At 63.6% G+C, this 24451-nt stretch carries 22 protein-coding genes and 1 other RNA gene; 19 read left to right on the forward strand and 4 right to left on the reverse strand.

The window, feature by feature from the left end; all coding sequences use genetic code 11:
- Positions 1 to 137: 137 nt before the first annotated feature.
- The 13 genes from prfB to MAAFP003_RS07125 all read left to right on the forward strand — a co-directional run bounded on the left by prfB (position 138) and on the right by MAAFP003_RS07125 (position 11198).
- Positions 138 to 1244, forward strand: coding sequence for a peptide chain release factor 2 (gene prfB / locus MAAFP003_RS07065; RefSeq protein WP_096285633.1), 1107 nt, complete (start codon positions 138 to 140; stop codon positions 1242 to 1244).
- Entirely contained in the window at positions 1234 to 2214 is a 981-nt protein-coding gene (locus MAAFP003_RS07070; protein ID WP_243393804.1) for a mechanosensitive ion channel family protein, read from the forward strand. The genes prfB and MAAFP003_RS07070 overlap by 11 nt, the downstream gene beginning before the upstream one ends.
- The gene (locus MAAFP003_RS29090; RefSeq protein ID WP_165796323.1) at positions 2211 to 2684 is read left to right on the forward strand and encodes an Rv3103c family proline-rich protein; all 474 of its coding nucleotides are present in this window, start codon (positions 2211 to 2213) and stop codon (positions 2682 to 2684) included. The genes MAAFP003_RS07070 and MAAFP003_RS29090 overlap by 4 nt, the downstream gene beginning before the upstream one ends.
- Before the next feature lie 44 nt (positions 2685 to 2728).
- A complete protein-coding gene (gene ftsE, locus MAAFP003_RS07080; RefSeq protein ID WP_096290928.1) occupies positions 2729 to 3418 on the forward strand; it encodes a cell division ATP-binding protein FtsE in 690 nt (229 codons plus the stop codon).
- Positions 3418 to 4311 carry a permease-like cell division protein FtsX gene (ftsX, locus tag MAAFP003_RS07085; protein ID WP_096285637.1) on the forward strand — a complete coding sequence of 298 codons (894 nt, stop codon included), beginning with the start codon at positions 3418 to 3420 and terminating at the stop codon, positions 4309 to 4311. Before ftsE ends, ftsX begins: the two co-directional genes overlap by 1 nt.
- 2 nt (positions 4312 to 4313) lie before the next feature.
- Positions 4314 to 4823 carry an SsrA-binding protein SmpB gene (gene smpB / locus MAAFP003_RS07090; RefSeq protein ID WP_096285639.1) on the forward strand — a complete coding sequence of 170 codons (510 nt, stop codon included), beginning with the start codon at positions 4314 to 4316 and terminating at the stop codon, positions 4821 to 4823.
- Positions 4820 to 5665 (forward strand): EamA family transporter, encoded by an 846-nt coding sequence (locus tag MAAFP003_RS07095; protein ID WP_480212824.1) that lies wholly within the window; start codon positions 4820 to 4822, stop codon positions 5663 to 5665. Before smpB ends, MAAFP003_RS07095 begins: the two co-directional genes overlap by 4 nt.
- A gap of 53 nt (positions 5666 to 5718) precedes the next feature.
- Positions 5719 to 6960 carry an AAA family ATPase gene (locus MAAFP003_RS07100; RefSeq protein WP_096290930.1) on the forward strand — a complete coding sequence of 414 codons (1242 nt, stop codon included), beginning with the start codon at positions 5719 to 5721 and terminating at the stop codon, positions 6958 to 6960.
- Between the two features lie 6 nt (positions 6961 to 6966).
- Positions 6967 to 8004, forward strand: a complete 1038-nt coding sequence (locus MAAFP003_RS07105) for a tetratricopeptide repeat protein (RefSeq protein ID WP_096285641.1) — start codon at positions 6967 to 6969, stop codon at positions 8002 to 8004.
- Positions 8005 to 8022: 18 nt separating this feature from the next.
- Positions 8023 to 8868: a maleylpyruvate isomerase family mycothiol-dependent enzyme gene (locus MAAFP003_RS07110; protein WP_096285642.1), complete on the forward strand. Its 846-nt coding sequence runs from the start codon at positions 8023 to 8025 to the stop codon at positions 8866 to 8868.
- 115 nt (positions 8869 to 8983) lie between these two features.
- Positions 8984 to 9350: a transfer-messenger RNA gene (ssrA, locus tag MAAFP003_RS07115) on the forward strand.
- A 151-nt stretch (positions 9351 to 9501) separates the two neighbouring features.
- Positions 9502 to 9876 (forward strand): FKBP-type peptidyl-prolyl cis-trans isomerase, encoded by a 375-nt coding sequence (locus MAAFP003_RS07120; protein ID WP_096285644.1) that lies wholly within the window; start codon positions 9502 to 9504, stop codon positions 9874 to 9876.
- Between the two features lie 158 nt (positions 9877 to 10034).
- Positions 10035 to 11198 carry an aldose epimerase family protein gene (locus MAAFP003_RS07125; RefSeq protein WP_096285646.1) on the forward strand — a complete coding sequence of 388 codons (1164 nt, stop codon included), beginning with the start codon at positions 10035 to 10037 and terminating at the stop codon, positions 11196 to 11198.
- Positions 11199 to 11285: 87 nt separating this feature from the next.
- Here MAAFP003_RS07125 and MAAFP003_RS07130 read toward each other — a convergent pair whose 3' ends face one another.
- A complete protein-coding gene (locus tag MAAFP003_RS07130; protein ID WP_133160825.1) occupies positions 11286 to 12236 on the reverse strand; it encodes a radical SAM protein in 951 nt (316 codons plus the stop codon).
- Between the two features lie 92 nt (positions 12237 to 12328).
- A complete protein-coding gene (locus tag MAAFP003_RS28925) occupies positions 12329 to 12568 on the reverse strand; it encodes a hypothetical protein (RefSeq protein ID WP_133160826.1) in 240 nt (79 codons plus the stop codon).
- A 1468-nt stretch (positions 12569 to 14036) separates the two neighbouring features.
- Between MAAFP003_RS28925 and MAAFP003_RS07140 the strand changes: the two genes are divergently transcribed.
- From MAAFP003_RS07140 to MAAFP003_RS07150, 3 genes are all read left to right on the forward strand, one after another.
- Complete coding sequence (locus MAAFP003_RS07140) at positions 14037 to 14459, forward strand: MmpS family transport accessory protein (protein WP_207768518.1); 423 nt, start codon at positions 14037 to 14039, stop codon at positions 14457 to 14459.
- Complete coding sequence (locus MAAFP003_RS07145; RefSeq protein ID WP_096285652.1) at positions 14456 to 17401, forward strand: MMPL/RND family transporter; 2946 nt, start codon at positions 14456 to 14458, stop codon at positions 17399 to 17401. The genes MAAFP003_RS07140 and MAAFP003_RS07145 overlap by 4 nt, the downstream gene beginning before the upstream one ends.
- 140 nt (positions 17402 to 17541) lie before the next feature.
- Positions 17542 to 17775 (forward strand): ferric uptake regulation protein, encoded by a 234-nt coding sequence (locus MAAFP003_RS07150; protein ID WP_096285654.1) that lies wholly within the window; start codon positions 17542 to 17544, stop codon positions 17773 to 17775.
- 143 nt (positions 17776 to 17918) lie between these two features.
- Here the strand turns inward: MAAFP003_RS07150 and MAAFP003_RS07155 are convergent, their stop codons facing one another.
- The gene (locus MAAFP003_RS07155) at positions 17919 to 18836 is read right to left on the reverse strand and encodes a universal stress protein (protein WP_096285656.1); all 918 of its coding nucleotides are present in this window, start codon (positions 18834 to 18836) and stop codon (positions 17919 to 17921) included.
- Positions 18837 to 18978: 142 nt separating this feature from the next.
- On the opposite strand from MAAFP003_RS07155, the gene MAAFP003_RS07160 reads away from it, so the two are divergent.
- The gene (locus tag MAAFP003_RS07160; RefSeq protein WP_243393806.1) at positions 18979 to 20472 is read left to right on the forward strand and encodes a serine hydrolase domain-containing protein; all 1494 of its coding nucleotides are present in this window, start codon (positions 18979 to 18981) and stop codon (positions 20470 to 20472) included.
- A gap of 46 nt (positions 20473 to 20518) precedes the next feature.
- Here MAAFP003_RS07160 and MAAFP003_RS07165 read toward each other — a convergent pair whose 3' ends face one another.
- The gene (locus MAAFP003_RS07165; protein WP_096285658.1) at positions 20519 to 22066 is read right to left on the reverse strand and encodes a class I adenylate-forming enzyme family protein; all 1548 of its coding nucleotides are present in this window, start codon (positions 22064 to 22066) and stop codon (positions 20519 to 20521) included.
- Positions 22067 to 22427: 361 nt separating this feature from the next.
- On the opposite strand from MAAFP003_RS07165, the gene MAAFP003_RS07170 reads away from it, so the two are divergent.
- A complete protein-coding gene (locus MAAFP003_RS07170) occupies positions 22428 to 22928 on the forward strand; it encodes a peptidoglycan recognition protein family protein (protein ID WP_243393807.1) in 501 nt (166 codons plus the stop codon).
- A gap of 101 nt (positions 22929 to 23029) precedes the next feature.
- Positions 23030 to 24448 carry an SDR family NAD(P)-dependent oxidoreductase gene (locus tag MAAFP003_RS07175; RefSeq protein WP_096285662.1) on the forward strand — a complete coding sequence of 473 codons (1419 nt, stop codon included), beginning with the start codon at positions 23030 to 23032 and terminating at the stop codon, positions 24446 to 24448.
- Positions 24449 to 24451 lie beyond the last annotated feature (3 nt).

Genomic DNA, 24451 nt, shown 5'->3' on the forward strand with positions numbered 1-24451 from the left:
GTGGCTGGGCGTCGCAGTCGCGGGCGCACACGATGGTGATTCGATGCTAGACGGTGGACCCCGGCTGGTGGTCAAAGTGCCGCGCGTCGCGACCTGAGCATTCGCTGCCGACCAGCGCGCCGGTAACGTGGTCGGCTGTGGAACCCGACCGTCAAGCCGATATCGCCGCCCTCGACTCCGCCCTGACCACGGTGGAGAGGGTGCTCGATGTGGACGGTCTGCGCAGCCGCATCGAGAAGCTCGAACACGAGGCGTCCGATCCCAAGCTGTGGGACGACCAGGCCAACGCGCAGCGGGTGACCAGCGAGTTGTCACACACCCAGGGCGAGCTGCGCCGCATCGAGCAGTTGCGGCAACGGGTCGACGATCTGCCGGTGCTCTACGAGCTGGCCGCCGAGGAGGGCGGTGCCGACGAGCTGGCCGAAGCGGACGCCGAGCTGAAGGCGCTGCGTGCCGACATCGAAGCCGCCGAGGTGCGCACCCTGCTGTCGGGCGAGTACGACGAGCGCGAGGCGCTGGTGACCATCCGCTCCGGCGCGGGCGGGGTGGACGCCGCGGACTGGGCCGAGATGCTGATGCGGATGTATATCCGGTGGGCCGAGCAACACCACTACGGCGTCGAGGTGTTCGACACGTCCTACGCCGAAGAGGCCGGCATCAAAAGCGCCACCTTCGCCGTCCATGCGCCGTTTGCCTACGGCACGTTGTCGGTGGAGCAGGGCACGCATCGGCTGGTGCGCATCAGCCCGTTCGACAACCAAAGCCGGCGCCAGACGTCGTTCGCCGAAGTCGAGGTGCTGCCGGTGGTGGAGACCACCGACCACATCGATATTCCGGAAGGCGATCTGCGCGTCGACGTGTACCGGTCCAGCGGTCCGGGCGGCCAGTCGGTGAACACCACCGACTCGGCGGTTCGACTCACCCACATCCCGACCGGTATCGTCGTGACTTGCCAGAACGAAAAGTCGCAATTGCAGAACAAAGTTGCGGCGATGCGGGTTCTCCAAGCAAAGTTGTTGGAGCGCAAGCGTTTAGAAGAACGTGCTGAGCTGGATGCGCTCAAAGGTGATGGCGGCAGCTCCTGGGGTAACCAGATGCGGTCCTACGTATTGCATCCGTATCAGATGGTCAAGGATCTGCGGACCGAGTACGAAGTCGGCAATCCGGCGGCCGTATTGGACGGAGACATCGACGGGTTCCTGGAAGCTGGGATCCGGTGGCGCAACCGAAAAGATGACGACTAATACAACTCTTGTTGCTATCGCGATGACGCAGCCGTGGCACAACTTTTGGCGCGGTCACATCGGAGGCTGGATTCTCGACCAGGGCCTGCGCGTCGTCATGTTGCTGATCGCGTCGGTGCTCGCGGTCCGCTTCGTGACCTGGGTGGCCCAGCAGGTCACCCGGCAGCTCGACGTGGGCTTCGCCGAGAGCGACGCCTTGGTGCGCTCGGAGGCGACCAAGCACCGCCAGGCGGTGGCCTCGGTGATTCAGTGGGTGTCGATCGTCCTGATCGCGATCTGGGGTGTCGTCCAGATCAGCGACGTGCTGAACTTTTCCGTCGGCGGCCTGGTCGCGCCCGCCACCGTCATCGGTGCGGCGCTGGGTTTCGGTGCTCAGCAGCTGGTCAAGGATCTGCTCTCCGGTTTTTTCATCATCGTCGAGAAGCAGTACGGCTTCGGTGACCTGGTCTCGCTGACCGTGGCCGGGGTCAACGCCGAGGCGCGCGGCACGGTGGAGAACGTGACGCTGCGGGTGACCCGGCTGCGTTCGTCGGACGGCGAGCTGTTCACCATCCCCAACGGTCAGATCGTCAAGACCGTCAACCTGTCCAAGGACTGGGCGCGAGCGGTGATCGACATCCCGGTCTCCACCAGCGCCGACCTCAACCGGGTCAACGAGGTTCTGCACGACGTGTGCGACCACGCCATGGACAATCCGTTGCTGGGCGAGTTGCTGCTGGACGCACCGACCCTGATGGGCCTGGAAAGCATTGAGGTGGACACGGTCACGCTGCGCATGGTGGCCCGCACGCTGCCCGGCAAACAGTTCGAGGCCGGCCGACAGCTGCGGGTGCTGATCATGCGGGCACTCGCCGGCGCCGGCATCGTCACCACGGCCGACGCGACGGTCAGCGTCGTTCAGGACGAAGCCAGCGTGGCGCAGTCCGCCGAAGAGCCGGATGAGCTCGCGCACGAGTCGGTGACGAAGTGAAGCTGACCCTCAACGTCCTCGAAAAGCACCGCGACGAGGACCGCCGCTGGCCGCGCTATGTGTTCGGCGGCCGGATGCGCACCTCGACGGTGGCGTTGATCCTCGCCTTCCTCGCGGTGTGGTGGGTCTACGACGCCAATCGGCCGGAGCCGGCGCCCAAGGCGCCGCCGACGCAGGTGGTGCCGCCGGGCTTCGTGCCCGACCCGAACTACACCTGGGTGCCGCGGACCAGGGTGCAACCACCGGTTAACACGTATGTGCCGACGCCGACCAGCACGGTGCCGCCGACCTCGACCACCACGCCGCCGCCCGAGCCGCCAACGACGACGACGTCACCGCCGCCTTTCCAGCTGCCCTGCCTGCTGCCGCCACCGTTCTGTCCGCCCAGCCCAAGCCCCACTTCACCGCCCCCGCAGCAACCGATGCTGGGGCCGGCGCCGTCGCCCACGTCGGCGCCACCGGCGCGCTGATCTTCGCGGTCCAGCGAAATTCACCGCTACACTGGCGTGCCGTGATGATCACCCTTGACCATGTCAGCAAGAAGTACAAAGCGTCGGCGCGTCCGGCGTTAGACGACGTCAACGTCAAAATCGACAAGGGTGAATTCGTCTTCCTGATCGGGCCCTCGGGTTCGGGCAAATCGACCTTCATGCGGCTGCTGCTGGCCGCGGAAACGCCGACCACTGGGGACGTGCGGGTCTCGAAGTTCCACGTCAACAAGCTGCCCGGCCGGCATGTGCCCAAGCTGCGCCAAGTGATCGGTTGCGTTTTTCAGGACTTTCGTCTGCTCCAACAAAAGACGGTGTACGAGAACGTCGCCTTCGCGCTGGAAGTCATCGGCAAGCGCGCCGATCAGATCAACCGGGTGGTACCCGACGTGCTTGAGACGGTCGGTTTGTCGGGCAAGGCCAACCGGCTGCCGGCCGAGCTGTCGGGTGGTGAGCAGCAGCGCGTCGCGATCGCGCGTGCGTTCGTCAACCGGCCGCTGGTGCTGCTGGCCGACGAGCCCACCGGAAACCTGGACCCCGACACCAGCAACGACATCATGGACCTGCTGGAGCGGATCAACCGCACCGGGACGACGGTGCTGATGGCGACGCACGACCACCACATCGTCGACTCGATGCGCCAGCGCGTCGTGGAGTTGTCGCTGGGTCGGCTGGTTCGCGACGAGCAGCGCGGCGTCTACGGGATGGACCGCTAGTGCGCTTCGGCTTCCTACTCAACGAGGTCCTCACCGGTCTTCGTCGCAATGTGACGATGACGGTCGCGATGATCCTGACGACCGCGATCTCGGTCGGCCTGTTCGGCGGTGGTCTGCTGGTGGTGCGGCTGGCCGAGCACTCCCGCGCCATCTACCTCGACCGCGTCGAGACGCAGGTCTTCCTCACCGACGACGTGTCCGCGAACGACCCGGCGTGCGGCACTAATCCGTGTAAGGCGCTGCGGACGAAGATCGAGGGCCGCGATGACGTCAAATCGGTTCGCTTTCTTAACCGTCAGGACGCCTACGACGACGCCATCCGAAAGTTCCCGCAGTACAAGGACGTTGCGGGCAAGGATTCGTTCCCCGCGTCTTTCATTGTCAAGTTGAACAATCCGGAGCAGCACAAGGACTTCGACCTTGCGATGCAGGGCCAGCCCGGAGTGCTCTCGGTGCTCAATCAGAAAGACCTGATCGACCGGCTGTTCGCGGTGCTGGACGGCTTGAGCAATGTCGCGTTCGCCGTCGCATTGGTGCAGGCTGTCGGCGCGATCTTGTTGATTGCCAACATGGTTCAGGTCGCGGCGTATACGCGGCGCACCGAGATCGGGATCATGCGCCTGGTGGGGGCAAGTCGCTGGTATACCCAGCTGCCATTCCTGGTTGAGGCGATGCTCGCGGCGGCCCTGGGTGTGGCGATTGCGGTCGGCGGCTTGATCGTGGTGCGCGCGCTGTTCCTGGACAACGCATTAAACCAGTTCTACCAAGCCAATCTGATCGCTCGCGTTGACTACGCCGACATCCTTTACATCTCACCGATTCTGTTCCTGCTCGGCGTGTCGATGGCAGGGATGACGGCTTACGCAACACTGCGCCTCTACGTACGGCGTTAGCTGTGGCCGCAAAGTCCAGTGGGGGCAAGGCCAGTGGTGGCAAGCAGGGCGGCAAGAAGATCGTGGCCTCCAATCGCAAGGCCCGGCACAACTACTCGATCCTGGAATCATTCGAGGCCGGAGTGGCTTTAGTCGGCACCGAGGTGAAAAGCCTACGGCTGGGCCAGGCTTCACTCGCCGACGCGTTCGCAACCGTCGACGACGGCGAAGTGTGGTTGCGTAACTTGCACATTCCGGAGTACGAACACGGTAGCTGGACGAACCATGATCCCCGTCGCAACCGGAAGTTGTTGTTACATAGGCGACAGATCGACACACTGATCGGAAAAATCCGCGATGGTAACCTGACGCTAGTGCCTCTGTCGCTCTACTTCTCTGAGGGCAAGGTCAAAGTAGAACTCGCACTAGCGCGAGGCAAGCAAGCACATGACAAGCGCCAGGACCTGGCGCGCCGTGACGCCCAGCGTGAAGTTTTGCGTGAACTGGGGCGACGAGCAAAGGGTATGAACTGATCGGAGCCGCGTACGCTCAGCTGTCTGCCGTGTCCTACGGCGTCAGCGATTTCGTGGGCGGCGTGGCAGCGCGACGAGTGGCAGCGCTGCGCGTGATGTTGGCGGCGTACCCGGTCGAGGCCGTGTTGCTCGGCGTGATCGCATTGTGCGCGGGCGGACCGATCCATTCCGGCGCGATCTTTTGGGGCAGCCTGTACGGCATCGGTCAGGCCTTCGGCATGTGGGCGTTCTACGCCGCGCTGGGGTCTGGGCCCATCTCGGTGGTCGCCCCCCTGGCGGGCGTGCTCAATGCCGCGGTCCCCGTGGCGGTCGGCATCGCGTTGGGGGAGAGACCCGGCCCGGCGGCGTCGGCCGGCGTGGTGCTGGCCATCGTCGCGGTGATGCTGGTCAGCCGTGAGGCCACCGTGGAAGGCAAGACGCGATTCCGCTTCACGCCCAAAATTGCCTGGCTGACCGTACTGGCCGGGTGTGCGTTCGGGCTGGACTTGGTGTTCCTGCACCAATCACCACACGACTCCAAGCTGTGGCCGTTGATGTTCGCGCGGTTGTCGGCCACGGTGGTGGTCACCGCGCTGGCCGCGTCCCGCCGCAGCTTGCAGCTGCCGCGTGGGGAGTCGATGAAGCTGGCGCTGGCCATTGCGCTGCTCGACATCTGCGCTCTGGTGACGCAACTGATAGCGCTGCAGTCGTGGCTGCTGTCGTTGGCCAGCATCATGATTTCGCTGTATCCCGCCGCCACCGTCGTCCTGGCGATGATGGTTCTGCGCGAGCGAGTGACTCGCTGGCAGGGGATCGGCATGGTGATGGCCATGGGATCGGTGGCCATGATCGCCGCCAACTAACTTCTGTTCTGCGACCTACTATGGTCCCGGCGGGACTAGGTCGGGAGAAGACGTTGGGTGAAGACCCTGTAATTCGCGAGTTGTCCGCTGCCGTGGAGCGCAGCCCCGACGTGGTCGAGTTGCGATTGCATCTGGCCGGCTTGCTGGCCGACCGAGGACGCTATGCCGAGGCGCTGGGACACTGCAGCGCGGCGCTGCACCAAGACGCCGGTAACGCCAACGCGCTGAGTCTGGTGCAGCGCTGCAGTACGGCGCTTGCCGCGCCCCCTCAGGCATCAGCCGACGGGACACCCGTGGCCGGGCGATCAGCCGGCGATGCCCAGTTCGATTGGTCCAGTGCCGAACGTCAGGTCGCCGACATCATCGAGCCGGCTTTCGTCGACGCGCCCGCCGACGTCGTCAACGAGGGCGACTTCGACGTTCTCGAGCGCAGCGGCGTACGGCTCGACGACGTCGCGGGCATGGCCGATGTCAAACGACAGATTGAACTTTCGCTGCTGGGCCCGATCCGCAATCCCGAGTTGATGAAGGCCTACAAGGTCTCAGCCCGCGGTGGCCTGTTGCTCTACGGGCCGCCCGGGTGCGGCAAAACCTATATCGCCAAGGCTATTTCGGGTGAACTCGGGGCGAACTTCTATCAGGTGGGGATTGCCGACGTTTTGCACCATTGGTTCGGGGAGAGCGAACGCAGCATCCGTTCGGTTTTCGATAGCGCGCGCCGCAACGCTCCCTGCGTGTTGTTCTTCGACGAACTGGACGCGTTGGGGCATCGGCGTTCGGCGTTGAGCGGAAGCTCCGGGATGCGGCCGGTGGTCAATACGTTGTTGGAGGAAATGGATTCGGCGACGTCGACCAACGACGGGGTGTATGTGCTCGGCGCCACGAATGCACCTTGGGATGTGGACCCCGCGCTGCGGCGGCCTGGCCGGTTCGACCGGATGGTCTTCGTGGGATTGCCCGATGCCGAAGCCAGGACGGGGATTCTGCGTTCGCACCTGAAGGATCGGCCGGTGGCGGGGATCGATTTGAAATCGATCGCGAAGCGCACGGACGGGTTTTCGGGTGCCGACCTCGCGCATGTGTGTGACAGCGCAACGCAATTGGCGATGTCGGCGTCGATGCGCAGCGGGCAGGTCCGCCCGGTGACGATGGCGGATGTGGACGAGGCGGCGGCGCAGATCCGTCCCAGCACCGGGCCGTGGTTCGAGGTCGCACGCAACATCGTCGAATTCGCCAACAACGACGGCACCTACGACGATCTGGCAAAATACCTGCGGCGCAGGAAAATTCGGTAACCGTCGATGACATCGGAGCCCGGTGTCGACCAAGCCGATCAGGCCATTCATGTTGCCGAGGCGTACTTCGACACCGAAAACTACGAACGCGGGCGTGAGGTTCTGCGCCGTTCGTTGTCGCAGAACCCGAACGATCCCGGTCTACTCGCTCAATACGCGCGCGCTGAATACCTGCTCGAAAACTATGACGGCGCCTCGCGCAGTGCGTACGCCGCTTTGGCCGCGGCGCCACAGCATGAGTTGGCCATGCGGATATATGCGTTGTCGCTCGAAGGCCTGGGCCGCCACGGCGACGCGCTGTGGATGGCATGGCAGGGAGTCAGGACTCATCCGAATGAGCCTCTGCAACACCGGGTTTACGCACGCCTGCTGCAGAAGTCCCATCAGCTGAATTCGGCGCTGGTGGTCGTCGACGAGGCGTTGCGTCTCGACCCCGCGAGCCCCGACGGTCTGGTTCTGCGCGGCTCGATCCTGCACGATCTGGGCCGCATCCGGGAATCGACGGACTCGTACCGGCAAGCGTTGGCGTTGGACGCAAACCACGCCGCGGCCCTGAACAACATGGCCGTCAATCGGTTGCAGCGCGGCAAGTTCGGCCACGCCCTGCGCGGGTTTCTCGGCGCCGCGGGCAGCGACCCGACGTTGGGTGATCTCGTCCGCCGCAATATCGGCGCGGTGCTGGCGAAGATGTTGCGTCGGCTGACCGTCGTCGCCACCGTGCTGGCGGTCCTGATCCAATTCGTCGGGTTCAACCACGGCGACGGTCATCCCACGGTAGTGCTGCGGGTGGCGACGGGAGTGGTGACCGCGGCGCTGATCGTCATTCTTGGCCGATTCCTGTCTGCCATCCCCCGCACGGTGCTCGCGTCGGTCTTAAGGGAGCGCGCCTTTGTCGTTGCCCGTCTGGTCCATGCGCTGCTGGTGATCGGCCTGGGAGCCTGTGTTACCGCGTTGGGCGGAATGACCTGGACGATCGCGGCGGCAGGCACCCTGATGATCGCCGGTCTGATTCTGGCGCGAGTGGGGCTAACGATCGGACGGTAATCGGCCTAGCATCCGACCATGACCACGCGTGCTGTTACCAGACTCGACAAATCCGACGTGCTCGACGGGCTGTTCGCCGTCTGGGACTCCATCGAAGCGCTACTCGGCGGGCTGTCCGAGGCCGACTGGCGGGCGCCGACGCCGTTGCCGGGCTGGGACGTACAGGGCGTCGCGTCGCACATCGTCGGCACCGAGTCATTCCTCGAGGGCATCGCCGCGCCCGAACCGGACATCGATGTCAAGACGCTCGACCATGTGCGCAACGACATCGGGGCAATGAACGAGTGCTGGGTCCGCCATCTCGGCACGCAACCCAGCAGCAGCGTGCTCGAGCGATTCCGTGCGGTGACCGAGGGACGCCGCAAGGCGTTGGAGGCGATGTCCGACGAGCAATGGAACGCCGAGACCTTCACGCCTGCCGGCCCCGAAAGTTATGGGCGGTTCATGCGAATCCGGGTCTTCGACTGCTGGATGCACGAGCAGGACATCCGCGTGGCGGTCCAGCGGCCGTCGTCGGATGCCGAGCTGAAGGGGGCCGCGTCGCGGCTGTCGCTGGATGAGGTCGCGGCCACCTTGGGGTTCGTGGTCGGCAAACTCGCGAAAGCGCCCGAGGGCTCCCGCATCCTGTTCGACCTGACCGGCCCGCTGGCGCGCAACATCCGGGTCAAGGTCGACGGACGCGCTGCGGTGGTGGATGACTTCGGCGGGCTGGAGCCGACCGCGACGGTCCGGGCGGACGCCCTGCAGTTCACCCGGCTCGCCGGGGGACGCCCGATGTGCCCGGCCCGCCCACAGGACGTCGAACTCGGTGGTGACAAGGACGTCGCCGCGCGGATCGTCGAGCGGCTGAACTTCGTGATCTGACCGCGTCCTGGTGCGGAACATAATTCCGTTGCCGCTCGTTAAGGCTGCCGTAGAATGGTTGTCCTGCCGAAAATCGGCAGGTGCAGAAAAGCTAGAGCGCGAAAACACAAGACAAGGGGCTGAACGGTTTCGACTTCGCGCATCGAATCAAGGGAAGCGTGCCGGTGCAGGCAAGAGACCACCGTAAGCGTCGTTGCAACCATATAAGCGCCGATTCTCATCAGCGCGACTACGCTCTCGCTGCCTAAGCGAAGCTAGTCTGTCGGACCGGGAACGCCCTCGCCCCGGACCCCGGCATCAGCTAGAGGGATCCACCGATGAGTCCGGTCGCGGGACTCATCGGGACACCAACAGCGACTGGGATCGTCATCCTGGCTAGTTCGCGTGATCAGGAGATCCGAGTAGAGGCATAGCGGACTGCGCACGGAGAAGCCTTGAGGGAATGCCGTAGGACCCGGGTTCGATTCCCGGCAGCTCCACCGAGAATGTGCTGGTCAGGGCCTCAAGGCTCTGACCAGTTTTCATTTTCATCACTATCTCATCGAACTGAGCTCGCCGGCGACGCTGAGTGCGCGCCCATCTTGAACCACCCGTCGGCAAGCCCGTCGGCGACCATCTGCCAGTGTGGTGAGCATGACTGCAAAGAAGCCTGAGATCGACTTCCCCGGCGGGGAGCCGCCCACCGACCTGGTCATCACCGACGTCGTAGTGGGCGACGGCACCGAGGCCACCTCCGGCAACACGGTGGTCGTGCACTACGTCGGCGTGGCGCACTCCACCGGCGAGGAGTTCGACGCTTCCTACAACCGCGGTGACCCGTTGACGTTCCAACTCGGCGTCGGCCAGGTCATCCAGGGCTGGGACCAAGGCGTGCAGGGCATGAAGGTCGGCGGCCGCCGACAGCTGCTTATCCCCGCCCACCTCGCCTACGGCGACCGTGGCGCCGGTGGCGTCATCAAGCCCGGCGAGTCGCTGATCTTCGTGGTGGATCTGCTCGAGGTCAGGTAGCTCGACCCGGGCTAGATAGGCGGTTCGGCCACTTCGCCAAGGCTTCCGGACCAGCCCTCCGTTGCCGGCTGCGGTTTGGCGGGTCGCGGCGGGCCAGGCACGAACCAATGTCCCCGACCACTGCGCACAGGTGGTTTGTACGAGTGCGAGGAGCGCCCGTGGGCGGCAATCGCTTGCTTCTGCTGATCGCGATCGCGGGCGTCGCTGGTTTGGCCGCATGTAGTACAAAGAGCACCACGCCCGCGGAGCCGCCGTCGATCGCCAGCGAGCCGTTCGGTCAGGCGGACGGGACCCCGGTGACCCGTTACACGCTCAACAACGGGCACGGCATGCGCGTGCGAATCCTGACCTATGGCGGCATCATTCAGACAATCGAGGTTCCCGATCGCACCGGCCGTGTCGGCAATGTGGTGCTGGGTTTTCCGACGCTTGACGGCTACCTCAACAACTCCGGAACCGCCAAGACTTATTTCGGCGCGATCATCGGCCGCTATGGCAACCGGATCGCCAAGGGGGCATTCTCGTTGAACGGCAACGAGTATCACGTGCCGATCAACAATAACGGCAACAGCCTGCATGGCGGCAGCGCGGGCTTCGATACGAAGGTGTGGCAGGCCAGTCCGCAGCACACTAGCGACAGCGTGAGCCTGAAGCTCCAATATGTCAGCCCCGCAGGCGAAATGGGCTACCCCGGAACACTGACGACCACGGTCACCTACACCTTGAACCAGAAGAACGAACTGCGCATCAACTACCACGCGACCACCGATGCGCCGACCGTGATCAACCTGACCAATCACAGCTACTTCAACCTGGCAGGTGAGGACACCCTCGACATCTACGGCCACCGGGTGACCATCCATGCCGACGACTACACGCCAACCGACTCCGCGCAGATCCCTACCGGTCAGATCGCCCGGGTGCAGGGCACACCGTTCGATTTCACCTCAGCGACTGCGGTCGGTGCGCACATCGCCGCGAACGACCCACAGCTGTTGTCGGCCCACGGTTACGACCACAACTGGGTGATCAACCGCGGCAACAACACTGGGCTGGTGGAGGCGGCCAGGGCCAAGGATCCGCAGACGGGGCGCACCCTGACCGTCTCCACAACCGAGCCCGGTGTGCAGTTCTATACGTCGAACTTCATCGACGGGGCGTTCACGGGCACCAGCGGGCGCATCTACCGGCAGGGCGCAGGATTCACGATGGAGACCCAGCACTACCCGGATTCGCCGAATCACGCGAACTTCCCGACCACCACGCTCAACCCGGGCCAGACCTACGACTCGACAACGGTTTTCGCCTTCGGCACGGAATGAGGGCCGGTGCGGCGCTCAATAAATGCCGTCGGATTCAGGAGTTGCGAATTCCTTGATGGGCGAGATCAAAGGCCATCTGATCACTCATCAGCTCCTGGCGCCATTGCCATACATTGGACACCCCAGTTCCGCAGCGCTTCGTGACTCTAATCCACGAAGCCAGTAACGCATTTTGGGTAGTTCGAGTTCGACCTCCCCATTATCTCGCAGCCGACCTACCTGATTCAAAGGATTATCCAGTGCTACTGTGCATTTATTCAACCGGCCGTCTGCACGCACCACAAAGGAATTCCCTTGAGCTGCGTAGCAAATCGTTGTGATATCCTCAGTCGTTATATGCGAGACGCTACGAGTAGCGGCACGATGGCTTAGTGATTGCATAATTTTCTTGCCTTCGTGGTACTCAAGAATTGGCAGAGTAGCATCTTTTGCACCGCCCATGCGGGAAAGTTGCCGAAAAAAGATCTTGAACCTACAGTCCGATCCGAACTCCTCGGTAAACTTCCCGACGAGTTCCTCGACTGACGTCAGATTATCACTGGCTACGTGGACCCGAACGAAGACCGTGAAATTTCCGGAAATTTGGCTTACGGCGACTAGGTTGTTCCAAATCCGGTCGAACGTCCCTCGTCCGCTGGCTAGAATCCGCTTTCGGTCGTGTGCGTCCTGTGCTCCATCGAAGGAAACTTGATACTGGGAAACGCCCAATTCTAGGAGCTTGGAAAATAATCCAGGAGATAGCAGGTATCCATTAGTTGACATGTCAGAAAATAGACGCAATGACGGGAATGTGTTGCGCAGCCGAGCGACGTGCTCCAGAATTTTCTCGACAATGTCATGAGCCAACAGTGGTTCGCCGCCAAACCATGAAAGGTGGAGCGCCCGCAGATGTGGAGCGCGTCTGCTGAGCAGGTTGAGCACGCCGGTAACGACGTCGGAATCCATCCGTTGGTACGCGAAGTCTTCGTAGCAGTATATGCAACGAAAATTGCAGGCCTCGGTGGGAAGTAGGATGAGTTGTAACGTGCGATCGTCCATGCACTTCAGAATGTCGCGTCCCGCTATTTGCAACGTTGTCCTCCCTTGACAAGAAACGACAATGCGAGGCGAACTATGGTTGGACCGAGTGGTTAACCGCCGGAGCAGGGCTGGGATACGACAACACAGTAATTCCCAGAATTAGCGAGCGTGACGAATACGTGCCTACCCTTGCGCACATCCTCCTTGACCAGCGTCGCCAACTCAGGATTTGAGATAATTATTCGACCCTCTCCATCAAACGAGATATCGTCGATTGATACCGGCCAGTGAATGGTGCTGCTCTCGCCTTCGGCTCGTACCTCGACATTCTCTGGGTTCTCTGTGGCCATGATGTCTCCTTTAACTTACGAACAGGACCGGAAAGCTGCTGTGGGCCTAGCTTTATTGACAGAGGTTGCTTTGGCTCTACCTGTCTGAAGACGAACGGCGTGACGTCGATAAGTGCCTGCGAAACATCCTTTTTGCCTGCACAAGTGGCTGGACCGCGACTATTACCAGGTATGTCCTGACGTGCATTGGTGACTTCCGGGGTGTCCTGCGTTACACCGGCATGAGGCACCGTGTGCCTTTCCGTTCACCATCTTCGGACAACGGCTGCTGCAATAGCCTGGCAAGTCTTTGCTGTCCTCGGCTTCCTGGCGCGTGGTTCTCATTAGGATCACTCCCTTCGCAACTTGTAGGAACCTCGCAACCGCGATTTTGTGGCTCGCGCGTTCGGTAGAGCTAGTGCCAAAAGTCCTTTTCACACCACACGGGTGGGTCACGCGACCGCCACCAGATCGGTCGTAGCTAGGCTCAAGTCGTCTGTGCCTGGACGTACGAGGCCGCCGCAGGAGTTCTGTGCGCCCGACACCGCATCACGAGGAGCTTTCATGACTTACCGCCGTCTAGCTTGCGCGCTCGGCGCGGTGGTGGTGGCGGTGCTGGCGGCCCTCATTCCGGTCCAGGCCCATGGCCAACCGCCGACGAAGTGTCTGACCAACACTCAGACCGGAAAGCAGGTCTACGTGCCTTGCGATCTGCTCAATGCCGGCGCCAATTTCCCGCCGGGGCAGCGCTGTCCGCCACCGCTCGAGCAGTACCCGAAAGACGTGGCCGACTGGTGTGGCGTAGGCCCCGGCCTGGCGACTCCAACCTCCACCACGCCTACGACTCCGACAACCCCGACGAGCCCGACCGGGACTACCAGCCCCACGAGTCCGACGCGGCCGACGACGTCCGTAAGCCCAACGAGTTCCGTGAGCCCTACGAGTTCCGTGACGAGCTCTGCGACTCCAACGACAACGATCCCTGCGACTCCAACGACTCCCACCAGCCCGGCGAACTCGACCGAGTAAGCGAACTGCCGCCCCGCGGTGCGCAACTCGCAGCGTGCGGTACCCGACGCGCCGGTGGTTCTTCACGCTATCGAGCGAAACGTGCAGCCGCGCAACGATTTCCGTTCGCGATAACCGGGTCTGCAGCCGACGAAGAACCTCCTAGCTTCACCGTGGGCATCCTTCGTTGCGCGAAGTCACCGCGACGCCAGTGCGGCGCTCGCGCTCGGACCAGGATTCTTTCGCGCTCGATTTTCTCCAGACCGAGGCGGCCGTCAGGAGGTCGATGGTGTGGCGGTCGTCACTGCCGAAGGTCCCGCCCGCGCTGGCAGTCCCTCGGCCGCGAGGTGAAAACTGCTGTCGCAATGTGCCACCCCGGGAATCATCCCGGCCGCTGTGGCGTTTGCGCTGCGGTGGCGAGGTCGACGATTTGTCTTAATATCAGCCCATCGGGCATTCGGGGGCGGGGGGCATTCAATTGCTGACACTTCTCAAGCGAGGCTGGGTTGCGGTGGTCGTGGTCGTGGCGCTGATCATCGGCGGCATCGCAGTCGACCGACTCCACGACGTCTTCCCAGGACCCGGCCTGGCCAAGCCCGATCCCCGGGATGCGACGCCGCCGTATGCGGCTAAGACCGCCGTCTACGAAATCTTTGGACCGCCCGGAACGACCGGCGTCGTCAACTGGATGGACGCGGAGTCGCTACCGCAAAAGGCGGACTTCACCACCTTGCCGTGGTCGACGACGATCGTCGCGGAGATGCCCGGTATCTTCGCCTACGTTGTCGCCCAGGGTGACAGCCCCACCATTGGCTGCCGGATCACCGTCGACGGCAAATTGGTCGATCAACAGCAGGTCAACACCCGCGACGCTCAGGTTTCCTGCTTGGACAAGTCCGCATGACGAGCGACGCGCGCGACGCTGACGACACCGCCGATATCCCCGTCGCCGAGCCCTACGAGCTTGAGCATCGACCGCGCCTGGCCCGCACCATCCGCGTCCTGGCGCTGCCGATCGTCGTGGTCTGGGTGCTGATCGCGATCGGGGTGAACGTCTTCGTCCCGCAGTTGGAGAAGGTCGCCGAGGAGATCTCGGTCCCGCTCTCGCCGTCGGACGCACCATCGGTAACCGGGATGAAACACATCGGCGAGAAGTTCAAGGAGTACGACTCCGACAACCTCGTCCTGGTCACCCTGGTCGGTGACAAACCGCTCGGCCCGGACGCCCACCGGTTCTACGACGACCTGGTCAAAAAGATCCAGGCCGACCACGAACACGTCGAGCATGCGCTGAACTTCTGGGGCCAGCGATTCACGTCCTCAGGTGTGGAGAGCTACGACCATAAGGCCGCCTACGTCCAGGTCAACCTCAAAGGCGATCAGGGTGGGGCGATCGGCGACGCATCCGTTGCCGCGGTGCGCAAGATCGTCGCGGACTCCAAGCCGCCCGCCGGCGTCAAGGCCTACGTCGCGGGCCAGGGAGCGCTGACCGCCGACGTAATCGTTGTCGGTGACAAGAGCCTGGCCAAGATCACGCTCATCACGGTCGTCATCATCGCGCTCATGCTGATGTTCGTTTACCGGTCCATCAGCACCGTGTTGCTGACCATGTTCATCCTCTTCATTGGGCTGCTGTCCGGCCGTGGCGTGGTTTCGCTGCTGGGCGAAACCGGCGTCATGGGGTTGTCGACCTTCGCCGTGAACCTGCTGACCTCACTCGCGATCGCAGCGGGTACCGACTACGCGATTTTCATGGTCGGCCGCTACCAGGAGGGCCGTGAACGCGGTCTGGACCGTGAGGCCGCCTATTACGACACCTTCGCCGGTGTCAGCAAGGTGGTCCTGGGCTCCGGTCTGACCATCGTCGGGGCGCTGGCCTGCTTGAAGTTCACCCGGCTGCCCTACTTCAGTTCGCTGGCGTTCCCGTGCGCGGTGGGACTGCTGGTGGTGGTGGCGGCTGGGGTCACGCTGACGCCCGCTCTCATTGCGGTCGCCAGTGGCTTCGGCCTTTTGGACCCCAAGCGCAAGTTCAACTACACCCGCTGGCGCCGCCTGGCGACGGCCATCGTGCGCTGGCCGGCGCCCATCCTCGCGACCTCCGTCATCCTGGCGATCGTCGGCGCCCTTGGTCTAGCGGGCTTCACCCCGCGTTACAACGACCTGTACTACTTGCCGAAGAGCGCGGCCTCGGTGCAGGCGTACGACGCGGCCGATCGGCACTTCACCCAGGCCCGCCTGAACCCGGACCTGCTGATGATCGAATCGGACCACGATCTGCGCAATCCCCGAGACATGCTGGTGTTGGACAAGGTTGCCAGTGCCATTTTCCGGGTGCCGGGCATCGAACGGGTGCAGAGCATCACCAGACCGCTCGGCCCACCAATCGAAGACGGGTCCATTCCATTCCAGCTGAGTGTGCAAACCGCGCCGATCCGCGACAACCTCAATTATTTGAGGGACCGCGTCGGCGACATCAAGAAGATCACCGGGTTCCTCGACACCCAGATCTCTCTGCTGGAACGCCAGTACGCGATCACCCAGAAGCTCGCCGACGCCGCCGACGACAGCTCGAAAACCACCGCGGAGACGGCAAAGATCACGGACGAGATCCGGGACCACATCGCGGATTTCGACGACTTCTGGAGGCCGATTCGCAGCTACTTCTACTGGGAGAAGCACTGCTACGACATCCCGATCTGCTGGTCGTTACGGTCGCTGTTCGACGCGCTGGACGGATTCGATCAGCTGGCCGAAAAGTTCCACGCCCTGACCGGCGACCTGACCAACACGGCCAGCGCCACCCGCGAATTGCTGGCGATCATTCCGGAGAACATCGCCGTCTCGAAGTCGATCCGGGATACGACGCTGACCATCTACAGCTCGTTCAACAGTCTGATCGACCAGTTCGACCGGCTCACCGACACCAATGCCGTGATGGGTAAATCGTTCAACGACGCTCGGGTGGAAAGCCTGTTTTACCTGCCGCCCGAGATCTTCCAGAACCCGGACTTCCAATTCGGGCTGAGCCTGATGGTGTCGCCCGACGGAAAGGCCGCGCGCTTCATCATCACTCACGCCGTGGACCCGGCGACCGCGGAAGGCATCAAGTCCGTCGAGCAAGAGCGCAACGCGGCCAAGGAGGCGCTGAAGCTCACCTCGCTAGAGAACGCCGACATCTACCTCGGCGGCACCGCCGCAACATTCCACGACATCGCCACTGGCGCCTGGTATGACCTGCTGATCGCCGCGGCGGCGTCGATCGTGCTGATCTTCATCATCATGGTGATCGTCACCCGCGCACTGGTAGCAGCGGGGGTCATCGTCGGCACGATCGTGCTGTCGCTAGGCGCAGCGTTCGGATTCTCGACATTGATTTGGCAGCACTTGGGCCACTTCCAGTTGCACTGGGTGGCAACGGAATTCGCGTTGATCGTGCTCTTAGCGGTGGGGTCCGATTACAACCTGATGCTGGTGTCCCGAATCGAGGAGGAAATCGGGGCCGGCCTGAACACCGGGCTCATCCGCGGCGTCGGCGTGACGGGCCCGGTGGTGTCCGCTGCCGGTGTGGTTTTCGCCGTCACGATGGCCGCGATGCTCTCCAGCGATCTGCGGGCGATCGGCCAGTTCGGGTCCACGATCGGTATCGGTCTGATGTTCGACACGTTCGTCGTTCGTACGCTCATCACGCCGTCGATCATGACGGTGATGGGACGCTGGTTCTGGTGGCCGAAACGGGTACGCGTGCGCCCAGCCAGCCAGATGCTTCGCTCCCTGGGGCCACGTCCGTTGGTCCGCGCACTGTTGCACCAACCGCGGCACACGGCTCCGCGGACGCATTCGGAATAGTCCACCCCGTCAATTTGGAAATGTGCCGCGCTGACAACAACCCTTTTACATAGCTTGGTTAACGAATTCGAGAACGGCGCCAACGAATTCGGGTTGTATTGCACGTCACAGAGTGGGGTTTCGCGCGTACTCTGACCGTTATGGTCAAGACCAAGGCCTGCGTGCACTGCGGGCACACGTTTCATCCAGCCGAGCGGCCGCGCGACGTTTCTGATCCGGAATGGCTTCCGACGGCTTCCGCCTATTGTTCGCATGAATGCAGTGACCGGTACCATTGCGAAATGGTGCATAGCTGCTCCACCCATGTGAAAGAGAAGGCTGAGCGCGAGGCCGCCAAAGCGGCACAGGCTCGGCAAGAAGCAATGAGTCGTTGACCGGCCGTCGAACCGTCTGGGCACCCTGAATCTGTTGTGCTGCTCTGGCATTGGGGCCAACACTCTGGATGTGGTTCGGTATCGCCGCACTTAGCTTAGTCGTTCATCGCACGTGTTCATTGCGGCACAGAATTTTTCGCCCTTCATGCTGTCGGCCGTCCATGCGTGGGTCCATGGCGAGCCACGATCACAGAGGACTTGGCACGGTTGACCACCGCAGCGCCGACCGATCCCAGCAACCTGCCACTGAACCAGCCGCAACCGTGGCTGCCGACCACAACCAATTGCGCGCGTTCGGATGCGGCGATCAACCAACGTGCCGGATCGCCAATCTCTATTCTGCGACGGATGCCCACCTCGGGGTAGCGCTCGTGCCAGCCCGCCAGCCGTTCAGCGAGAGTCTCCTCTTCCCGGGACAGCTCGGCGTCCCATTTGGCGTCCTGGATCAACTCCCTGGAACGGGCAGAACGGGGATCCATCCACGCGTGTAGCGCCGTCAGGCCGACACCTCGCCGGGAGGCCTGCTCGAACGCGATAGCAGTCGCCGCTTCCGAGGCCGGTGAGCCGTCGATGCCCACCAGCACGGGCGCCGGTGCGACGTTGGCCGCGATGGCGTGGTCGTCACGGATTACCGCGACGGGGCAATGCGCGTGGTGGACCAATGCCGAACTCACGGAGCCCAGGAAACCGTGTGACACCACGCCGCTATGCCCCCGCCAACCAACCACGACCATCTCGGCGTCTTTGGATAGGTCGACGAGCGTGGGGACGGCGGCCGAATGACACAACGTGCTATCGATCTGTAATGAACCACCGGCGCTCTCCGCGGCGACATTGATCGCCGAATCGATGACGCTGTGCGCCCGCTGTTTTTGCGAATGCCGAGAGCCTGCGAGCCCGGCGAACTCGAACCACTCCGGTAACGGCGTGTCGAAGGCGTGGACCAGCGTGAGGGGCACATTCCGTAGTGCCGCATCGTGGGCCGCCCACCGAACAGCACCGAGTGCCGCTGCGGAGCCGTCAACACCTACGAGGGTCGCGCCATGTGGTGATTGCCGCATTTCGGTTCTTCTCTCTCGGCCCCACCGACAGGATCACTTGCGGAGGCGGTGATCGTCAGGGCCGAAAAGATCCAAGCCGCAGGACTAAAGGCACCCACGCCGTGGACACTGAGATCGTGCGTCCTTCACCCCAGGCCCGCAGTTGACGAATCGTGCCGGCAAATCCATCCGACAGGCCACCGGTCTCGGAATCGTCGCGCTGGCATTCGTTGCGGCGTGCTCGCATGGCGAGGCAGCACACCACCCGTTGAGTCGCGCAGGGCAGGCAACGCAGACACCAGAAGCGGCCCCCGCGGCTGATTTCTCAAATATCTCCGAGCTGATCAACGATTCGATCGCGGCAAACAGACTGCCCGGGGCGGTAGCGGTGATCGGGCACGACGGCAAGGTCGCCTTTCATCAGGCTTACGGCTCGCGCAAGCTTGCGGACGAACCCGGGCTGGACGGGTTGCCCGCACCCGCGGAGCCGATGACTGAGGACACGATCTTCGACTTGGCGTCGCTGACGAAGAGCCTGGCAACGGCGACTGCCGTCATGCAGCTTTACGAACAAGGCCAGATTGCGTTCGACGATCCGGTGCAGCATTACTTGCCTGACTTCAATACCGCGAGCAATCCTCGGCGCGCTCAGGTGACCGTGCGCATGTTGCTCACACACACGTCGGGCCTACCGGGCGATGTCAATCTGGGAGATCCATGGGGACTGGATGGAGCCGATAAAGCAGAGGGCATTCACCGCGCGCTTACCACACCGCTGGAGTCTGGCCCCGGCGACGGCTTTGCTTATTCAGACATCAACTTCGTTCTGCTGGGGGCGCTGGTCGAGAAGGTCACAGGTGAAGACCTGGATGTCTACGTCCAGCGCCGTGTGTTCGCGCCGCTCGGCATGACAGATACCCGCTACCTTCCGCCGGCGAAAGCATGCGGTCCGCACCAGACCATCGGATCGGCCGTCAGTTGGGCTCCGTCGCCTCACGGGTCGGCGCGGGACGCCTGCCCTGCCGGTACCTGGGACGTCGGTCTGCTGCCGCGCATCGCACCGACAGCCCGTGACGAAGAAGGGCGAGCCGATCCCGGCAGAAATCCCGATCTCGATCACCTGCTTCGGGGCACCGTGCAGGACACAACAGCGCGGCGCATGGGTGGAGTGGCGGGGCATGCCGGTGTGTTCTCGACGGCACACGATGTGAGTGTCTTTGCGCAGGCCCTGCTCGATCGGCTCGCGGGCCGTCCGAGTGAATTTCCTTTGCTGCAAACGACTTTGGAGATGATGACAAGTCCGCAGCAGCCGGGGCGCAGCCCGCGACAACTCGAAGCTGCCAATGCCGCCGCCCGGGAAGCTGGACCGAATACGACGAATCCGCTTCTGGCTGACCACTATCCGGCGATCGCGGGTGAAAACCTGCGCGGTTTCGGCTGGGATATCGATACGACCGACTCCACGGCGCGCGGCGCGATCTTCCCGATCGGAAGCTTTGGTCATACCGGCTTTACCGGAACCTCGGTTTGGATGGACCCCGGCTCCGATACCTACATCGTTCTGCTGTCGAATTCGATCCATGTGCGAGGCAGTCCGCCCATGTCGAAGCTGCGGGGCGAGGTTGCGACGGCAGCGGCGCGCGCCCTACATCTTTGAGGGCGTTCGCAGCGGTTCGCCGTCACGCTATTGGCGTCAGATCGACTCAGTCCAGTAGACCGCTGGTCAACATCGTCTGCAGCGCCTTTCGGTTGAGCTTGCCGCTGGGCAACGTGGGAATTTGGTCGCTGGTTGCGATGGCCCAGCGCGTCGGTACTTTGTAGCTGGACAACTGCTTTCGTGCGCGCTCGGCTAGGGATGCAACATCGATCGTCGCGTTCGCCGCTACGACGACTGCGCACACCTCTTCGCCGCGCTCGGGGTCGTCGACGCCGACGACGACGCATTGTGCGACGTCGTCGAAATCCTCGATGACCGCCTCGACCTCGAGCGGAGAGACGTTGGCGCCCGCCGATTTGATCAGCTCACTGGTTCGTCCGACGTAGAACAAGCGCGGGTCGTTTTCTCGGCGATAGACGCGGTCCCCGGTGTGATACCAGCCGTCCGCGTCGAAGGTTTCCCATCTCTCGCGCTTGTTATAGCCGGCCATTGTGCCAATCCCACGGACCAGGAGTTCGCCGGTGGACCCTGGCGGGACGGGTGCACCCTGCTCGTCCACGATGCTCATCTCGGTGCAGACGAAACCGCCGGCGGTCTCAGACATGGTGCGGTGTATGGGAAATCCGTCCGGTGCGTCGATCATCGCCAAGTCCAGCGGACCATCCCGCAGCATCGGCGCGCTGCTCAGGTCGCGACTGGCGAAGGTCGGGTGCTCGCGCAAGCGCTGGGTGAACGCGGGCCATCCGACGATCCCGGTCGCGCGTTCGCGTTCCACCAGATCCAACGCCGTGCCAGCGTCGAGCCGCGCCATCACCAGAAGCGTCACCGGTTCGTGCAAAGCCCCCGTCGCAGCGAGCAAGCCGCCGATCCAGAAGAACGGCATCGCGCAGAGGATTTTGGTCGGGGACGCCGGCCCGGTGAGCGCTCGAATGGCGCTCGGCCACGTCGAGGTCTGCCGGACCACGGTGCCGTGGGTGTGCAGAACACCCTTGGGATCCGCGGTGGACCCCGAGGTGTGCACCATGATGGCCAGATCGGCGGGTGACACTTCGGCCTCCGCTGCGGCCAACACCTCGTCTGTGACTCCCGAGGCGGTATTCCCATCCCAGCGGGTCGCCCATGCCCGTTCGGGCTCGCCGGTGATCACGATGCGACGCAGGTACGGCGCCACCGGTAGGGCCAGACGTCCGGCCTGCTGATCGGACAGCTGAGGCAGCGCGGCTTCCAACTGTGCGGCGACATTGATGTCGAGGACCTGGCTGGGGGCGACCAATAGCCCAATATCAGCCAGCCGCAATACTTTTGCGATCTCCGCCGGGGTGTACATGGTGCTCATCGGGACGGCCACAGCGCCGATTCGTGAGACAGCAATCCACCAAATGATCCACTCCACGCCGTTGGGGAAGAACAGTCCCACCCGGCTGCCCTTGCCGACGCCTTCTTGTAGCAGCCGGCGCGCGATATGCGCCGAGCGCTGTTCTGCCTGCTCGTATGTGAGTCGCTCCGTCGGTGTGACCACGTACGTCTCCCGGCCGAACAGGCGAACACTCTCCGCGAGGAGCGTGCGGATGGTGAGTGGTCGTGGTTGGGTCACACCGGGTCCTATCCAGCAGCGGGGGCAACCCAATTAAAGGCGATCGATCGCTGAGTCCAAAGACGGCTTCCAGGGGTTAGCTTCGCGGTGGCGACCCCCGGCAGCCCCTGAGCTTCGTATGGTGTTCATCGTGGACACCGACATACCTGGCCGCTGCGACGGCGGCGGTGCGCCGGTCAACCGTCGTCGGCTGCTCAAGCTGGCCGGTGGGGCGGGAGCACTGGCGATCGTGAGCGGGTGCTCTCGATCGGTCGTTGAGCCCGTCGTCCCGCTTAGCGCGACTTCTGCCGTCATGTTGTGTCGCGATGCATGGGGTGCCCGGCCCGCCCTGGCCGGCGGCAGGCCTCACACCATCATGCGAATGACGCTTCACCACGAGGCTGTCGTCCTGGGAGACAACCGCAACGCCCCCGGACGTCTCCGTCAGGACCAGCGCTATCACCAAGACAAGGGATGGGTCGACATCGCTTATCACGTCGGGATCGACCGCGACGGCAACATCTACGAACTGCGGACGCCGCAGATCGCCGGGGACACCGCAACGGATTACGACACGACGGGTCACTTTCTGGTCCTCTGCGAGGGAGACTTCGACAAAGAAGCCGTCTCCGAAGCCCAACTCCACGGAGCCGCATTGGCTTTCGCGTGGGCCACGCAAACCTTTCACATCGCCAGCAACACTCTTGCCGGCCACCGCGACCTGGCCCAAACCTCATGCCCGGGTGCAAGCCTGTACGCCCATCTTTCGTCGGGGGACCTCAAGCACCGCATCGACGATCTCGTGGCAGCGGGACCCGTGAATCTCCAACGCATCTGTGGGCCGGACGCGGCGGCAACTGTTGCCGCGATCGAGGCGGGCTGATCGCTTTCAGCGCGACGTACCAGGGATCGCTGCAGCGCTCAGCATTCCCGCCATCGGACGTCGAGGACGAAAGCACGCGAAAAAGGCCGTAGTCTTCCCCCGTGAATGCGATAGACCCGGACAAGCTCGACATTTGCCTGCAGGTGCTGGCCGATGTCGAGTCACTACCGCCCGAGCACCCCGATGCCGTTGCGGTGCGCCGGGCCACCGCGGGCATATTCAAGTCAGTCAGGAAGGCCCGCCGTGCCGCCAAGCGCGACGCAGTGGCAGCCGCCGACGATGCCGTGACCGCGGCTACCGCCACCGGCGCGCCCGGCCGCATCGACGACGAGACCCGGGGCCTGCCGCTCGTGTCGACCGCGGTGGGTGCCAGCGCCGGCACGTTGCTGCGGCCGCGCTCCTGCTACGTGTGCAAGCACCGCTACACGGTGGTCGACGCCTTCTACCATCAGCTCTGCCCCGAGTGCGCCGCGCTCAACCGCTCCAAGCGCGATGCCCGCACCGACCTCACCGGTAGGACGGCCCTGCTCACCGGCGGCCGCGCGAAGATCGGAATGTACATCGCGCTGCGACTGCTCCGCGACGGCGCCCACACGACCATCACCACCCGTTTTCCCAACGACGCCGTGCGCCGGTTCGCGGGGATGCCCGACAGTGCCGACTGGCTGCACCGGCTGCGCATCGTGGGCATCGACCTGCGCGACCCAGCCCAGGTCGTCGCGCTCGCCGACACCGTGGCCGCGCAGGGCCCGCTGGACATCCTGATCAACAACGCGGCCCAGACGGTGCGCCGCGCTCCCGGCTCCTACGCGGCGCTCATCGCGGCAGAGCGTAGCCCGGCGCCCGAACTCGTCGACGTGATCACGTTCGACCGCGTCAGCGACGCCCATCCCGCCGCGCTTGCCGGAAGCCTCGCCGAGCACCAAACTCCGCATGCTGTAACCGAATTGGCCCTTACCGCCCGAAGCGCGTCGCCGGACCGCATCGTCGCCGGCACCGCCATCGACGCCGGTGGCTTGTTGCCCGACACCGCGCCGATCAACAGTTGGACGCAACGCGTGCACGAGGTCGATGCGATGGAATTGCTCGAGGTTCAACTCTGCAATCAGACCGCGCCGTTCATTCTGGTGAGCCGCCTGCGCCCGGCGATGGCCGCGTCACCCGCGCGCCGCAAGTACGTGGTGAATGTGTCTGCGATGGAGGGACAGTTCAGCCGTGCCTACAAGGGCCCGGGGCATCCACACACCAACATGGCGAAGGCCGCACTCAACATGCTTACCCGCACCAGCGCCAAAGAGATGCTGGAGCAGGACCGCATTCTCATGACGGCCGTGGATACGGGCTGGATCACCGACGAGCGCCCGCACCCGACGAAGCTGCGGCTTGCCGACGAGGGTTTCCATGCCCCGCTCGACCTGGTCGACGGCGCCGCCCGCGTCTACGACCCGATCGTCCGCGGTGAGTCCGGCGAAGACCTGCACGGCTGCTTCCTCAAGGACTACTCGCCCAGCAATTGGTAGCTG

It is taken from the genome of Mycobacterium ahvazicum (assembly GCF_900176255.2).
GTDB classification, from domain to species: domain Bacteria; phylum Actinomycetota; class Actinomycetes; order Mycobacteriales; family Mycobacteriaceae; genus Mycobacterium; species Mycobacterium ahvazicum.

Bases quoted from the DNA above. Each gene is read 5' to 3' on its own strand.
- MAAFP003_RS07120 (WP_096285644.1), top strand. From the start codon at position 9,502: ATGACTGCAAAGAAGCCTGAGATCGACTTCCCCGGCGGGGAGCCGCCC.
- MAAFP003_RS07110 (WP_096285642.1), top strand. From the start codon at position 8,023: ATGACCACGCGTGCTGTTACCAGACTCGACAAATCCGACGTGCTCGAC.
- MAAFP003_RS07130 (WP_133160825.1), bottom strand. From the start codon at position 12,236: ATGGACGATCGCACGTTACAACTCATCCTACTTCCCACCGAGGCCTGC.
- MAAFP003_RS07105 (WP_096285641.1), top strand. From the start codon at position 6,967: ATGACATCGGAGCCCGGTGTCGACCAAGCCGATCAGGCCATTCATGTT.
- MAAFP003_RS07070 (WP_243393804.1), top strand. From the start codon at position 1,234: ATGACGACTAATACAACTCTTGTTGCTATCGCGATGACGCAGCCGTGG.
- MAAFP003_RS07145 (WP_096285652.1), top strand. From the start codon at position 14,456: ATGACGAGCGACGCGCGCGACGCTGACGACACCGCCGATATCCCCGTC.
- ftsE (WP_096290928.1), top strand. From the start codon at position 2,729: ATGATCACCCTTGACCATGTCAGCAAGAAGTACAAAGCGTCGGCGCGT.
- MAAFP003_RS07170 (WP_243393807.1), top strand. From the start codon at position 22,428: ATGACGCTTCACCACGAGGCTGTCGTCCTGGGAGACAACCGCAACGCC.
- MAAFP003_RS07155 (WP_096285656.1), bottom strand. From the start codon at position 18,836: ATGCGGCAATCACCACATGGCGCGACCCTCGTAGGTGTTGACGGCTCC.
- MAAFP003_RS07150 (WP_096285654.1), top strand. From the start codon at position 17,542: ATGGTCAAGACCAAGGCCTGCGTGCACTGCGGGCACACGTTTCATCCA.
- MAAFP003_RS28925 (WP_133160826.1), bottom strand. From the start codon at position 12,568: ATGGCCACAGAGAACCCAGAGAATGTCGAGGTACGAGCCGAAGGCGAG.